This is a genomic window from Chryseobacterium sp. ERMR1:04, from assembly GCF_001297705.1.
GTDB lineage: Bacteria > Bacteroidota > Bacteroidia > Flavobacteriales > Weeksellaceae > Chryseobacterium.
The window spans coordinates 593,607-607,582 of the sequence record NZ_LIRF01000008.1 but is presented as its reverse complement, the minus strand read 5'-3'; the positions used below and the strand labels follow the sequence as shown (position 1 = coordinate 607,582).

The following is a 13,976-nucleotide window of genomic DNA, read 5'->3' as shown; positions in this document are numbered from 1 at the left end:
TTTGCTGAGTAAAATTTTTAAAAGAATAGGGTCATATATTTACTTAGAGGAGTAAATTAATTAGTTTAATTGGTTGATTTTTAAAGCTTAATGCTTCGAAAACGCAAAAAAAGGAAATTTTAAGTATGGCAAATAAGAAGAAAGGTCTCTCTCTACTATCAGTAATGTCTCTAATAGCTATTCTTCACAGTTAATCTTTTCTGCAAAGCGAAATATTAATTTTTAATGCGGTTTCGATAAGCTTAAAAATTAATAATAATCAATCAGATCTCACACGGCGAAGGATAATTTTAATAAATCCTAACTTTTTTCATGTTAGGATTTTATTTTTCTTTAATAAAGATAATTTTCTTACTTTTAAAATAATAGGTATAATTATTCCTGAAAAATTGCTTTCGCATTAAATATTCGGAATTAAAAAATGAAAAGTTTACAAAAAAAGTTTTAACTCCAGTTCCTGAATGATTTTACGCATATAATTTATAGATTACAAGTGATTTTGGGGTATATAGAGTTCTAGATTAAAATTAACTTTTTTTAATTCAGAAAGAAAAAAATATGATATTTCGAATCGTAATTTCTCTTTTGAAAATACGATTATATCTATAAAATTTAAAAGGCTCTCACCATAAGATTTATTTTCATTTTTAAATCGGATCCATCTGTAATCTAATGCCCTTAATCTATATAATGCATTTATAAGTATTCTTGTATTCTGAAATGCATGTAGCTCATCTAAACAGATTATAACTTGTAGCATTATTGCTTGCTCTGACTTTTTACTATAATCAACTTGCTCTGATTTTTCATTAATAAGGTTAACTATATCTTGCATTAGTAAACTTATCTGTGTTTCATCATTTTCTAACATATAATTTAATAAATCATTTACATAATATGATTTCTAAGAAGAAACAGCTTTTATAAATGATAGCCACCATCCATATACAGTCCATCCAAAGAATACATTAATTAATAAAACAATCAGAAATTTAAATTTTAGTTTTGGAAGACGAAGTAGCGCTATCATTGAAGGAATGAAATAGATAAACAAAATTATTTTAAGAAATAATGCTCCACCTTGTTCTTGTTGTGTAGTTATGGTCAAAATTTGTATCATGCTTATTTAATAAAAGAGCGTGGAACTAATATCAATCCGTACATAGGTGCCGCGAAGTACCCGATAACCAGAAAGACTTAGCCCACGCCGTATAAGCATGGGCGTAAGTCTATCATTTTTGGTTATCATTTTAAAGTTCGCGGCTTTATGTACCAAAACGATAGCTTACGCTTGACGTTATTTTAATTTGTAGCAAATATAATAAAAATCAAAAATAGATAAACAATATAGTGGGTATTATTGTAAAATGAATATCTAAAAAAAATATAAATAAATATAATCTAATTCAGGATAAAACATGTAGCATTAGGCTTTTTCCTTTTGTATACAATATACAACTAGATTGGTTTTCTCGTCTGAAATTAGCGGTAGGCTTTATTAGAATAAATATTTTTTGAGTATTTCTTTAACGTCTAAAAAATCTGTAACCATAGAGCTCTCTTTTTTATATTGTTTAATAAGTGTTTTTTTTGTTATTTGTAATAATAAGAAATTTATTAATCAATTAAAAAAGCATTATTAGTATGAAAATTTAATAACTGCTCACAGGTGTATTTTGGATCAATACCAAAAGTTGGGGACTAGGCAAAAAGTTTAGATAATCTAAATAGGAAAAACGATTTATCTCGCACACCTCTAAGTTGTAATCTGAAGTTTTTTATTTTGGCATTGAAAGACTCAGCTGCAGCATTCGTGCTACGAGCATTAAAATAATTGAGAATACCATCATAGTTTAATATAATTGTCCTAGTTAAGGTATTGAAGGATTTAAATCCGGATTCTTCCACATCTTTAAACCAATGGGCTAACTTTAACATGGCTACTGGTTTTTCAATGTTTTGATTATAGATTTTCCTGAGCCCATCTGATAAATTGTACGCTTTTTCTAAATCTGGATACTCTGAGAACAAGATTTTCGCCCTCTGTTTTTGTGATGGAGTCCACTTTTCTCTGGTTTTATAAAGTAAATATCTACTTCTTGCCAAAAGTTGCTTTCGAGTGTCACCGTTTAGGAAAATTTCAATTTGGAGATTTTCTTTCTTTTGCTTTGCTTCCAACAAAAGATTATTTTCTTGTTCAATAGCTTCCCAACGATGGCTTACCCTGATGTCCTGCAACGCTTCTATGGCTAATTTCTGAACATGGAAACGGTCGATAACCTGTATTGCTTTGGGGAAACATCTTTTGGCGATGAGTTTCATAGAACCAGCCATATCGAGTGTTATTTCTTTCACTCTCATTCTCGACCTTCTGCTGATTTTTAAAATATATTCAGCTATGATATTGCTTTTTGTACCTTTGATTACAGCTACAAGAGAACCTTTTTTGCCTTTTGCTTTTTTGGAAGTGAGAACACTGTACAGTTCTCCATCAGAAAGGGCAACTTCGTCCAAGGAAAGCTGCTCGGAGAGGTTTTCAGGGTAGAGAATCCAATCTTCTGCATGCGATTTTTGTTCCCAATCTTTAAAATTACTGATGCTTTGTTTGTACTGTCTTTGGAATTTTCTACCATCTACGCCGTACATCTCACCAATGGTTTTACAGGGAAGCGCTTTAGTATCTGCTGATTTTTTTTAAGAACTCTGCAAAATCTTGTGTCATGCGGGTTCCTTTGGCAATAAGATTCCAATCTCTTTGAATGATGTTTCCTGTTTTAGTATCAGTCCACCTTCTACGTCTGATGTGGAGCTTCACTGTTTTTCCGCGGAGAGGAAAATCATCTACCATAATTTCAGGAACAAAACCTTTTGACTGTAATATGAGCGAAGAAAATTCTTTTGGAACTGTATTTTTTTCTTCAAAGTAAATATGTAGAATTTTGTTTTCCTCTTCAAATTTTACAATCTCAAAATATTCAATCAAGAGTTCAGGTAAAAATAATTTAAGCAGTTCGGCATCATTTAACATACTACAAAAATATCATTTTTTATTTTCTCCCCAAGTTTTGGAACTGATCCTGTATTTTTTAATGAATTTATATAAAATGTTTAATATTAGCATCTTATGTGAATTTTGCATTCCAAATATTTATATTACACTAAATATTCCAAATATTTGAATTATTTCCAATATATATTGGGAATAATATTGTTTTCAATAAAAAATAGTTGAGTTTTGTATTTTTTTAATATGTTTGTATAAAATAAAATCCGTCAAGTATTAGAGCACCTACGGATTTTATTTTCGATAATAGCATATGGAAAAAAGAGCTTTCTTTTGTCCCCTATACTGTATTTTTATTTAGCAAATATAAAATTTATTACTGAATAAAAAAATTATGATTATCAATATTTTTTGAGTTTTCCAAAAATATTGATATCAATGGGTACTAGGATAGGTAACATCGAAAGTTTATTTTTCTATATAAGGCTTGTATAAGTTTAAAATTATATACATATGGAAAAAAAACTAAATGAACTTCACAATCTTTTTGAAAAATGCATGGAAGAAAATGCTTTTTCAAATTCTTTAAAGAAGAAATTTTTGTCTGAATTTTATCGACTTTCCTTCTATATGTCATCGAAGTCGACCCTCCTTTATAATGAAAATGTAGGGAAACAATATTTGACATATATACAATCGCCAGGTGAAAGTGAATTAATTAAAAATTCTAAACATGAATACCATGAATGGTATATTGAGCTTTTAAATGCAGTACTAAATGGAGATTGGACTATAAAGAAAAAAAGAAAAGATTATAATTTACCATTACCAGGGAATCTAGGAAGTTATATGCTTGATTTTCTTAATACTTATGCAAAGGAAAGACGTCTGTCACAATTGACAAGGAATTATTATTATATAGGACTTAGACGGTTTTGTGAAAAATTGGTTGAAGATAAGATTTCAAATCTTCATAATATTACGGCAGAGTATATACTTGAATTTGTTTATTTACAAAAGGATAAAGAGCATGTGGCAGCTATTTTAAGATCAGTCTTAGCAGATCTTTATTCAAAAAAAATTATTGATTTTCGGACAGCAAATATTCTTACCAATGTAAAAACTAGATCCCATAAAAAACTACCTTCTCACTATACACCTGAAGAAGTTATGTGCATAGAGAAATCTATTGATAGGAAATATGCAATAGGTAAAAGGGATTACGCTATAATTTTATTAGCGACTCGTCTAGGTTTAAGGTCTTCAGACATAAGGCTTTTACAATTTTCTAATATTGATTGGGATAATAATGTTATAACTCTTGAGCAATTTAAAACCAAAGAACCAGTGGAATTACCATTGTTAATAGATGTTGGTGAGGCGATTGTAGATTATATTCAGCACGGTAGGCCTAAATCTTTCTCTAAATATATTTTCCTTAAAGGAAAGTCTCCACATTTACCTTTAGAAGGACAAACTTTGACAGCAATAACGGAAAAGTATTTTAAAAAATCTAATGTTGAATTTGCGAAAAAAAGGCATGGCCCACATTCCTTGCGGCACAGTTTGGCTACAAATCTTCTTAAAAAAGGAACGCCATTACCCGTAATTTCAGGAACTCTAGGGCATAATAGTACTGCAAATACAATGATATATCTTCATTTAAATACTGAAGATTTACTCAATTGCTCTTTGGATGTGCCACCCGTTAGCAAAGATTTTTATCTACAAATAAACTAAAAAGGTAATTATGGAAGAACCAAAAGGATTTTATAAAAGCAGATTCGCACCATACATAAATGGATTCCTTACAGAAAAAAAACAGAAAGGCCTTTCTGATACAAAAGTGTTAAAAGGTTTCATGTTGGAATTTGATAAATTTTTCCAAGAATATAGCATAACTGATTTAAATATTACCGAAGACGTCATTTTGCAATGGAGAAACACGAGAATTAGTGACGGTAAACGAACTTTGTATTATAAATATACTGCGTGGGTGAATTTTTGTAGGTATTTATGTAGTATAGGAATAGAATGCTATATTCCACGACCCCCAAGAGAAGGTAGCCAAAATGATTATATACCTTACATATATACTTCGCAAGAGATTGAACTAATTTTTACAACTGTTGATAAACTTCGGATAGATATAAATAGAAATACTACTCCAATGTTTGTTATGCCGGCAATATGTAGATTACTTTATAGTACAGGAATGCGCATTAGCGAAGCGCTGTCTCTTAAAAATGAAGATTTGGATTTTAATAAACGACTCATATATATAAATAGAGCTAAAAATGGACAACAAAGATTAGCTGTTATGAATGATTCTTTATTGTCAGTTCTAAAAGAGTATAGGACTTTCAGGAACTTTATCCCAATTCATAATTTAGATTCACCAGATAGACATTTCTTTACAACACAAATGGGGAGGAAGTGTTCCGTAGGAAACATTCGAGTTTGGTTTCATAAAACTTTGTCCTACGCAGAAATTCCTAAGCAGACTTATATTAATCAACCTAGGATACACGATTTAAGACATACTGCTGCTGTTCATAGTTTGCAGAAATTAATAAGTTTAGGTACAGATATATATAGTGAACTTCCTTTGGTTTCAATGTTTTTAGGGCATAAAATTTAAAATCCACGGCACACTATATTAGATTAACAACACAAATGTTTCCGGATCTAATTAAAATGCAAAGCAAAACGGCTTTTGTTTTTCCTGATATGAAATTTATTAATACTGATGATTTATGACAGATTTTGCTAAATATTTAGAAAAGTTTTTCCACAAATATTTGATTAGTGAGTATGGGGCGTCAAAACATACAATTAGGGCGTATAGAGATAGCTTTTCGTTATTATTATCTTTTATGAAAAAGGTTAAATTTATAGATGCTGATAAGATTGAGCTTAGACATATTAATAAAGATATTATAGAGGATTTTTTATCATGGCTTGAGTATGAGCATAATAATAATGTAGCAACAAGAAATCAGCGCTGTGCGGCTATTCGCTCTTTTTTTAAATTCTTAATGTATGAAGAGCCAACTAGGATAGGAGAATGGCAAAATATTCGATCAATTAGATTAAAGAAAACCATCATTAAAACCGTTTCATATCTATCTATTAATGGAATTAAACTACTTCTCGAACAAATTCCTAGTAATAATCGTAGCTCGAGACGGGATTTAGCGATGATGGCCTTATTGTATGATAGCGGAGCTCGTGTTCAAGAATTAATAGATTTATCTCCGTCTAATATAAGATTTGAAGAGCCATGCATGATTTTACTACATGGCAAAGGAAATAAAGAAAGATTGATACCATTACAATCAGAACAGATAAAGTTTTTAAAACAATATATAATCGAATATGGACTTGACAAAAGAGAAAAAGAAAAGACTCCATTATTCTTTAACAGAGTTGGAGAAAAACTTACATCTGCAGGAGTTACATATATCTTAAAAAAATATGCTAGTGCCGCTAGATTTGTTGATCCTGAAATTATTCCTCAAGTAATTAGCCCGCACACTCTAAGACACTCAAAAGCGATGCATCTTGCTGAAGCGGGATTAAGTTTATTTTGGATAAGAGATTTTCTTGGTCACTCGAGTATACAAACTACAGATAGATATACTAGAACCAATTCGAAACAGATAAAAAAAGCTTTAGAATCTGTTTATGAGGATGTATTACCTCAAATTAATAATGAACGTTCATGGGAAAAAAATTCTGCATTAAAAGAATTCCTTAAAGGTTTGAGATAATTTTAATAGTGTAATCAAAAGTCTAAGTACAAAGTTAATAGTCTAATTGATTGATTTGTAATAATTTATTTTTTATACTTTTGATTATATTTAAGTTTTGATAACTGACTTTATCAAAAGCTTTTGATAAATTTCATGAAAACAATATTTTATCTTTGCCTATTGGTTAGTTTTTATTTAGGATAAGGTTCGTTAAAAAAATAAAAAGGATTCAAAGAAATGGCAAGAGGATTCAGAAAGAAAATTCAACAAAAGAATACCGAGAATAGCGGTTTTGGAGATAACACATCCGGAAGATTCATTAATAAAGATGGTCTTCCGAATGTTCAGAGAAAAGGAATGAATGTCTTCAACAGATTCAGCTGGTATCATACAATGTTGGAGTTATCCACGTTTCGGTTTCTCTCGTATCTTGTTGTGGGTTATATTCTGATTAATATTGTTTTTGCGATGATCTATTATTTAATTGGAGTAGAACATCTTACAGGAATTGATAAAAGCGATCCGTTAAATGAATTTATTGATGTATTTTTCTTTAGTTCACAGACTTTTACGACGGTTGGATACGGAAGAATTGCACCCGTGGGCTTTACGGCCAGTTTGGTGGCTACTTTTGAAGCTTTTTTAGGATTGCTTACCTTTGCCATTGCAACGGGTTTGTTTTATGGAAGATTTTCGAGACCAAGGGCATATTTAAAGTTTTCTGATATTACAGTAATTGCTCCTTTTCAGGATACCACGGCTTTAATGTTCAGGTTAGCACCGTATAAAAATAATGCATTAACAGATGCTGAAGTTATTTTATCAACGGCCATTGAAGTGATTGAAGAAAGGGGAGCGAAGAATAAATTTTACAGGCTGGATACTCAATTAAGCAAGATCAATACATTAGCGCTCAATTGGACGGTTGTGCATAAAATAGATGAAAATTCGCCGTTTTATGGCTTCTCTGAGGATGATTTTAAGAATACAAATATTGAAATCATTGTTCATGTACGTGCGTTTGATGAAGTGTTTTCAAATACGGTAGTTCAGAGATCATCTTATGTTTCGAGGGAAATCGTATATGGAGCAAAATTTACCACGATGTATTATCCAAATAAAGATAATCAGACAACGGTTTTAGATTTGGATAAAATCAATGACTATCAAAAAGTAGATCTTCCCACTTTGGGAGAAGAATCAATATAAATGAATTTACAATTTTACAAGAAACAGGCTTTACAGAAACAGAAAGAACACAAAAAGTTTCTGGACGGATTAAAGAAAAAACCGCCCAAGAACCTTGATTATGTGGTTCAGGAAACGCATGATGAAGTTTTTGAAAAGATAGATTGCCTGCAATGTGCCAACTGCTGCAAAACCACAGGTCCTTTATACACAGAGAAAGATATTGAACGGATTTCAAAACATCTGCGAATGAAATCGGCTGATTTTGAAGCTAAATTTCTAAGAGTAGATGAAGATAATGACAAAGTATTGCAAAATCTTCCCTGCTTTTTTCTGAATGGTGATAATACATGCTCAATTTATGATGTGCGACCGAAAGCCTGCAGAGAATATCCGCATACAGATCGTAAAAAGATTTATCAGATCAATGATTTGATGTTAAAAAATACGGTAATCTGTCCTGCAGCATTTGAGTTTGTAGAAAGAATTATGAAAAATTTAGAAAAATAATTCATAATCCCAATTCATCTTAAAGAGTTATAAAGTGCGTTAAATGATTGGTTTGCAAATACTTTAATAAAATAGGCGGCGTTTAAGAATAGGAAACAACTAACTTTAAACACGTACATTATGAAAAAGACAATCTTAGCAACAGCATTTACCTTAGTAGGAATCGTTGCAGTATCAGCTCAAACAACATCTCAACAGCCGGCAACAGCTAGTGCGCAAGCTTCAACCCAAACCCAGGCGGGTGGGCAATGGAACTCTGATGTGGCTAAAGAAGCTCAAACAGCTACTACTAAAGCTACCACTACAATAGATGGTGCTACAGCAACAGTAAATTCTGCAACAGAAGCAGCGCCAAGTGTAACGGCAGAAGGATCAGTAGAGACTACGAAGCCAAAAGGGACAGCCAAAGCAGCAAAAAAAGCTAAACCAAAAAGTCAAAGTAAATAACTAAAAGTAAAACAGTAAAAAATCCTGGGACGTAATGTTTCAGGATTTTTTGTGTGTTAAATCTCACACGATGTTTTTAATCAAATGATAATAAAAAAAGCGTTGAAATAAATCAACGCTTTCTCCTTTCACTTTTTACTTTTTTCCCATTTATAATCCCGGGAACAGGTTGTATCAAAAAAGGTCGGGAAATTTTCCCAACCTTTATATTTTGTCTTATACCACTCCTTGAGCCAGCATTGCTTCTGCAACTTTCACGAAGCCGGCGATATTAGCACCTTTAACGTAGTTTACATAGCCATCTTCCTCTTTTCCGTAGTCTCTACAAGCTTTATGAATTCCGATCATGATCTCTTTCAATCTAGCCTCCACTTCTTCAGAAGTCCAGTTTAGACGAATAGAGTTTTGAGTCATTTCTAATCCTGAAGTAGCTACACCACCAGCGTTAGACGCTTTACCAGGAGAGAATAATACTTTGTTATCTAAGAAATAGTTGATAGCATCTAGTGTTGAAGGCATGTTTGCAGCTTCAGTTACACAAAGACATCCGTTTTCAACTAATACTTTAGCATCTTCTAGATCTAATTCGTTTTGAGTAGCAGATGGTATTGCTACATCACACTTCACACTCCAAGGACGTTTTCCAGCGTGGAATTCAGCAGAAGGATATTTTTTAGCATAATCTTCAGCTCTGTTGTTCCCTGAATTTCTAAGCTCTAATAGATAATCGATTTTTTCTCCATCGATTCCGTCTTTGTCATAGATATACCCATCCGGTCCGGAAATAGTTACTACTTTTCCTCCCAGTTCAGTTATCTTTTTAATAACTCCCCAAGCTACGTTTCCGAAACCTGAAACAGTTACTGTTTTATCTTTGAAAGTTTGACCGATTGTTTTAAGCATTTGCTCAGCGAAGTAAACAACACCGTAACCAGTTGCTTCAGGACGGATTAATGAACCACCGTAAGCAAGACCTTTTCCTGTAAGAACACCTGTAAACTCGTTTTTTATTTTCTTGTATTGACCGAACAAATATCCGATCTCTCTAGAACCTACACCGATGTCTCCCGCAGGAACGTCAGTTTCAGGGCCGATATGTTTACATAATTCTGTCATGAAAGCTTGGCAAAAACGCATTACTTCCATATCAGATTTTCCTTGTGGGTCGAAGTCTGAACCTCCTTTTCCTCCTCCATTGGAAGAGTTGTCAATGAGTTTTTGAATACCTGTTCGAAAGCTAAAAACTTAAGAACAGACAAGTTTACAGTAGGGTGGAAACGGATTCCTCCTTTGTATGGTCCGATGGCAGAGTTCATCTGAATTCTGAAACCTCTGTTTACCTGGATTTCTCCTTTATCGTCAACCCATGGAACTCTGAAAATAATGATTCTTTCAGCTTCCGCCATTCTTTCTAGAAGTTTCATTCCCGTGTATTCCTTCTTTGTCAAGATAAACGGAATTACAGTCACAGCAACTTCTTTTACAGCTTGTAAAAATTCTGGCTCGTTAGGGTTTTTTGCCTCAATTTTTGCAATAAACTCCTGAATTTTCTGGTCAATATTATATTGTTCCATATAGAGTAAGGTTGAATATTATTGTCAACAAATTTAATTTTTTTTTCAAAATTCACAATACCTTATTTGATAATTGCTGAAAATTTAATAATAAGGAGGCGAAATATTATTAAATCCACAATTTGCGTTTAAATCTTGTTGAAAATTAAAAGTTATCTATGAAATAATGCAATATTAAGAAATAGTTAAATCTCAAATTGCAGTGAATTGCCTCCCGGAATACGATTTCACTTTCCCTAAAAGCTCCAATTCTAAAATGACCGGCAAAATTTTATGCGAAGGAAGCGATATTTTCTGTGCAAGATCGTCTAAAGTTATTTGAGGATGGTCAATAATTGAATTATATACGACTGTTTGATTTTCAGTTAATTGAATACTTTCTTCACTTCGTGGAAATAATTCTTCTATTTTTTCAAGAGGCTTATTAAAATCCAGTGAATCGGTAAGGTCTTTCAGGGTAGAAATAGCTCTTGCTTTATGCTGAAAAATCAATTGATTACATCCTTGGCTGTATTTATCTGTGATCTTTCCGGGAAGGGCAAAAACCTCTCGGTTATAGTTGTTTGCAAAGGTGGCTGTACTGATGGAACCTCCTCCAAAAGCTGTTTCTACAACGATGGTTGCGGGTGAAATTCCGGCCACAATTCTATTTCTTTGGATGAAATTTTCCCGATCAGGTTTTCTTGACGAATTGAATTCAGTAAATAAGGCTCCGTTATTTTCAATGATTTTTTCGGATAGTTTCTTGTTTTTTGCGGGATACAGCATATGAAATCCATGAGCCAAAACGGCTACTGTTGAAATATTGTATTCAATAGATTGTTCGTGAACTTCCTTATCAACTCCTAATGCCAGGCCACTTATTGAAATGTATTGGTTTGATTGGGTTTCTTCAAAAAAATCATGGATAAACTGTTTACCATACGGCGAGATATTTCTTGTCCCCACAAGACTTAAAGTTTTTAAAGAATCATCAAAATTTCCTTTCTGATAGAGGATAGCAGGAGCGTCATCACATTCTTTAAGTAATTTTGGAAGTTCATTAAGATGTCTTAGTCTTATTTGTATTTTATTGTTTTCGCAAAATTTTAATTCATTTTCTGCAAATTCCAGATAAGCTATGTTTCCGATGTCAGACACTATTTTTCTTCCGATTCCATCTACTTTTTGGTATTCTTTTTTGGCATGTTCCCAAGCTTCTTTTGCACTTCCAAATGTTCGGACGAGCTTTAAAAAATTAATATCACCAATAAGGTTGCATTCGCGTAAAGCGATGGAATAGAGTTGTTCTTCAGAATACATTTGTGTTGGTTTTATAACACAAATGTAGAAAATAAGTTTTATTTTTTCCTTAATTTATCCAAATGATCCCAAATATCATCTCTTTTTTTATACGGTAGTTCTAAGAAATCGTCAGGATGATTTTCTTTATATTCCTGCCAAAGTTTATCATCTTTTTCGCTATAATAATTAGGAAATTCCCAAATATATTTCTTCTTTCTTTCTCCAATGTTCTTAAATGCAAAAGCAATAATACTTCCTACAACAGCGCCTGAAAGATGGGCTTGCCAAGAAATTTTACTCGGTTCTTGTAAGTTGTAGAAGAGTTCTTCAGGAAACATTCCCCAAATTAAACTGCCATAATACAGAACTACCAATAAAGAGATGGTTAAATGGGTTGTATTCCACTTAAAAACTCCACTGAAGAAAAGGAAAAATGCAAGAACGTAAACCACTCCGCTGGCTCCGATGGTGCAGGTGTAGATATATTCACCGGTAAGAATGTCCACAGGAGGTAAAAGCCAAACCAGTAAACCGGTAGCAAGCCATCCCAAGATAAAAACTTTATTGGCGACTAGCGGATAGAATTGATAGAGAAGAAACATGAGCACCGCAATAGGAATGGAGTTTCCTATAATATGATCCATATTTCCATGTAAAAGAGGCGAGGTGACAATTCCCAATAAACCTTCCGGTAATAAAGGAATGATAGCCCCGAAGCAACTGCCAAAAAAGCCCTGCGTCTGTAAAAAGTAGCCAAACCACATTGCGGCAAGCATAAGCAGTGGGTATAAGATAGCTCTTTTGGAAATTACATTTTTAAACATGGAGAATTTACGTCAAATCAAAAGCCAATGCTCAATTTCGGAAAATATGGCGATGATTTTTAACGGCTTATTTTATTTTAAGACAAAAGGTAATACTTTTCTCTAAGTAAAATTTAATAAAAAAATATTTTGTCATTTATTTATTAAACCTCCTTATTATGAATGGGTTAAAAAAATAAATAAAAGCTTCCCTATTCATCTATGGCTTGAAGTGGGCGTAAAGAAAAATTATATTTATATTTTTGTAGCTGTAAATAGTTAATTATGAGAAAACTTTTTTTTGCTATTTCCATTTCTTTGGGGATATATGCAAATGCTCAAGAAGAAGTTAAGAAAGATTCTGTAAAAACAGATACTATCAAATACTGGTCTGTTTTAGGCAAAAATACTTTAATGATCAATCAGGCTGCTTTCTCCAATTGGGTAGGAGGAGGAGCCAATAATATAGGTTGGCTTGCAGGCGTAAACTATAATATTACCTATGAAAAAGATAAAGATCTTTGGGAGAACATTATTATTTTAAATTACGGACAAAATAATACCCAAGGTATCGGAACCAGAAAGACTCAGGATGTTATTAATATTTCTACCAATTATGGAAGACAGTTTTCAAAAAGCTGGTACTTGTCTGGTGGTGCGAGTTTGCTGACCCAGTTTGCTTCGGGATATGAGGATGGGAACAATCCGGAGGCAAAAAAGATTTCTAATTTTATGGCTCCAGGTTATCTGAACTTTGGTTTGGGGATTACCTACAGGCCCAATGATAATCTTACGGTGACTATGCGTCCTGCCAATGCCAGGCTGACACTGGTTATGGATCCGGATCTTCAGTTTGCAGGAAGTTATGGTTTAAAACAAGACGGTGATTCTTCATTATTGCAATTCGGTTTCCTTGGAACAGCGCAGTATAAAGTGAAGCTGATGCAGGATATTTATTTAACCAATACGGCTTCTGTATTCTCTAATTATCTGGATCATCCGGACAGGCTTGTTTTGGCTTACGGAGCGTTGCTAAATATGAAGGTAAATAAATTTATTTCTACCAATATTACTTTAGATGTTCTGTACGATCATAACCAGATTCAAAAAACACAGCTCAAACAAACGTTGGGAGTTGGTTTTGCCTACACCCTTAATAATGGGGTTAAACGCTCTGAAAGAAAAGACAGCCAGTGGTGGATCAATAAAAAATAAGCTAACGACAATCGTAATATAGTAAGCAATTCAGTTTTGAATTGCTTTTTTGTTTTCAAGACTTTGTTTTTTAAGTAGCTTTAAGTTCAAGACAGTGTTTCAATGTTATTGTTGTAAGGTTCAGATAAATAAAAGCTTACAAAATCTATCTTTAATTCATTTTTTGTTGAATTGTTTATTTACAATAATTATATTT

The 13,976-nt window shown here is 32.7% G+C and carries 13 protein-coding genes and 1 pseudogene; 7 read left to right on the top strand and 7 right to left on the bottom strand.

Features of this window, described 5'->3' with window-relative positions; genetic code table 11:
• Window positions 1-487 precede the first annotated feature (487 nt).
• From AMQ68_RS19955 to AMQ68_RS19940, 4 genes are all read right to left on the bottom strand, one after another.
• Window positions 488-871: a hypothetical protein gene (locus AMQ68_RS19955; protein WP_054512348.1), complete on the bottom strand. Its 384-nt coding sequence runs from the start codon at window positions 869-871 to the stop codon at window positions 488-490.
• A gap of 33 nt (window positions 872-904) precedes the next feature.
• Window positions 905-1,120: a superinfection immunity protein gene (locus AMQ68_RS25970; protein ID WP_054512347.1), complete on the bottom strand. Its 216-nt coding sequence runs from the start codon at window positions 1,118-1,120 to the stop codon at window positions 905-907.
• A gap of 581 nt (window positions 1,121-1,701) precedes the next feature.
• Window positions 1,702-2,646 (bottom strand): transposase, encoded by a 945-nt coding sequence (locus AMQ68_RS19945; protein WP_054509277.1) that lies wholly within the window; start codon window positions 2,644-2,646, stop codon window positions 1,702-1,704.
• 28 nt (window positions 2,647-2,674) lie between these two features.
• Complete coding sequence (locus AMQ68_RS19940) at window positions 2,675-3,028, bottom strand: hypothetical protein (RefSeq protein ID WP_054509276.1); 354 nt, start codon at window positions 3,026-3,028, stop codon at window positions 2,675-2,677.
• Between the two features lie 489 nt (window positions 3,029-3,517).
• Here AMQ68_RS19940 and AMQ68_RS19935 point away from each other — a divergent pair, with 489 nt between their 5' ends.
• The 6 genes from AMQ68_RS19935 (at window position 3,518) to AMQ68_RS19910 (ending at window position 8,904) form a co-directional block, all read left to right on the top strand.
• Window positions 3,518-4,744: a tyrosine-type recombinase/integrase gene (locus AMQ68_RS19935; RefSeq protein ID WP_054512346.1), complete on the top strand. Its 1,227-nt coding sequence runs from the start codon at window positions 3,518-3,520 to the stop codon at window positions 4,742-4,744.
• Between the two features lie 10 nt (window positions 4,745-4,754).
• A complete protein-coding gene (locus AMQ68_RS19930; RefSeq protein WP_054512345.1) occupies window positions 4,755-5,645 on the top strand; it encodes a tyrosine-type recombinase/integrase in 891 nt (296 codons plus the stop codon).
• A 115-nt stretch (window positions 5,646-5,760) separates the two neighbouring features.
• Window positions 5,761-6,777 (top strand): tyrosine-type recombinase/integrase, encoded by a 1,017-nt coding sequence (locus tag AMQ68_RS19925; protein ID WP_054512344.1) that lies wholly within the window; start codon window positions 5,761-5,763, stop codon window positions 6,775-6,777.
• Window positions 6,778-6,996: 219 nt separating this feature from the next.
• On the top strand, window positions 6,997-7,968 hold the full coding sequence (locus AMQ68_RS25150; RefSeq protein ID WP_054512343.1) for an ion channel: 972 nt from the start codon (window positions 6,997-6,999) through the stop codon (window positions 7,966-7,968).
• Complete coding sequence (locus AMQ68_RS25145) at window positions 7,969-8,457, top strand: YkgJ family cysteine cluster protein (protein ID WP_054512342.1); 489 nt, start codon at window positions 7,969-7,971, stop codon at window positions 8,455-8,457.
• Between the two features lie 120 nt (window positions 8,458-8,577).
• On the top strand, window positions 8,578-8,904 hold the full coding sequence (locus AMQ68_RS19910) for a hypothetical protein (RefSeq protein WP_054512341.1): 327 nt from the start codon (window positions 8,578-8,580) through the stop codon (window positions 8,902-8,904).
• Between the two features lie 216 nt (window positions 8,905-9,120).
• Here the strand turns inward: AMQ68_RS19910 and gdhA are convergent.
• The 3 genes and pseudogenes from gdhA to AMQ68_RS19895 all read right to left on the bottom strand — a co-directional run bounded on the left by gdhA (window position 9,121) and on the right by AMQ68_RS19895 (window position 12,586).
• Window positions 9,121-10,478 (bottom strand): annotated as a pseudogene (gene gdhA / locus AMQ68_RS19905) (NADP-specific glutamate dehydrogenase).
• 192 nt (window positions 10,479-10,670) lie between these two features.
• Entirely contained in the window at window positions 10,671-11,780 is a 1,110-nt protein-coding gene (dprA, locus tag AMQ68_RS19900) for a DNA-processing protein DprA (protein WP_054512340.1), read from the bottom strand.
• A gap of 38 nt (window positions 11,781-11,818) precedes the next feature.
• Window positions 11,819-12,586 carry a rhomboid family intramembrane serine protease gene (locus AMQ68_RS19895; protein WP_054512339.1) on the bottom strand — a complete coding sequence of 256 codons (768 nt, stop codon included), beginning with the start codon at window positions 12,584-12,586 and terminating at the stop codon, window positions 11,819-11,821.
• 264 nt (window positions 12,587-12,850) lie between these two features.
• On the opposite strand from AMQ68_RS19895, the gene AMQ68_RS19890 reads away from it, so the two are divergent.
• Window positions 12,851-13,780 carry a DUF3078 domain-containing protein gene (locus AMQ68_RS19890; protein ID WP_054512338.1) on the top strand — a complete coding sequence of 310 codons (930 nt, stop codon included), beginning with the start codon at window positions 12,851-12,853 and terminating at the stop codon, window positions 13,778-13,780.
• The last annotated feature ends 196 nt before the right edge of the window (window positions 13,781-13,976 follow it).

What these genes read in the sequence shown, in the direction of transcription:
- AMQ68_RS25145 (WP_054512342.1), top strand. Translation starts at nt 7,969, where the DNA reads ATGAATTTACAATTTTACAAGAAACAGGCTTTACAGAAACAGAAAGAA.
- AMQ68_RS25150 (WP_054512343.1), top strand. Translation starts at nt 6,997, where the DNA reads ATGGCAAGAGGATTCAGAAAGAAAATTCAACAAAAGAATACCGAGAAT.
- AMQ68_RS19955 (WP_054512348.1), bottom strand. Translation starts at nt 871, where the DNA reads ATGTTAGAAAATGATGAAACACAGATAAGTTTACTAATGCAAGATATA.
- AMQ68_RS25970 (WP_054512347.1), bottom strand. Translation starts at nt 1,120, where the DNA reads ATGATACAAATTTTGACCATAACTACACAACAAGAACAAGGTGGAGCA.
- AMQ68_RS19925 (WP_054512344.1), top strand. Translation starts at nt 5,761, where the DNA reads ATGACAGATTTTGCTAAATATTTAGAAAAGTTTTTCCACAAATATTTG.
- AMQ68_RS19935 (WP_054512346.1), top strand. Translation starts at nt 3,518, where the DNA reads ATGGAAAAAAAACTAAATGAACTTCACAATCTTTTTGAAAAATGCATG.
- AMQ68_RS19945 (WP_054509277.1), bottom strand. Translation starts at nt 2,646, where the DNA reads ATGTACGGCGTAGATGGTAGAAAATTCCAAAGACAGTACAAACAAAGC.
- AMQ68_RS19940 (WP_054509276.1), bottom strand. Translation starts at nt 3,028, where the DNA reads ATGTTAAATGATGCCGAACTGCTTAAATTATTTTTACCTGAACTCTTG.
- AMQ68_RS19895 (WP_054512339.1), bottom strand. Translation starts at nt 12,586, where the DNA reads ATGTTTAAAAATGTAATTTCCAAAAGAGCTATCTTATACCCACTGCTT.
- dprA (WP_054512340.1), bottom strand. Translation starts at nt 11,780, where the DNA reads ATGTATTCTGAAGAACAACTCTATTCCATCGCTTTACGCGAATGCAAC.
- AMQ68_RS19910 (WP_054512341.1), top strand. Translation starts at nt 8,578, where the DNA reads ATGAAAAAGACAATCTTAGCAACAGCATTTACCTTAGTAGGAATCGTT.
- AMQ68_RS19930 (WP_054512345.1), top strand. Translation starts at nt 4,755, where the DNA reads ATGGAAGAACCAAAAGGATTTTATAAAAGCAGATTCGCACCATACATA.
- AMQ68_RS19890 (WP_054512338.1), top strand. Translation starts at nt 12,851, where the DNA reads ATGAGAAAACTTTTTTTTGCTATTTCCATTTCTTTGGGGATATATGCA.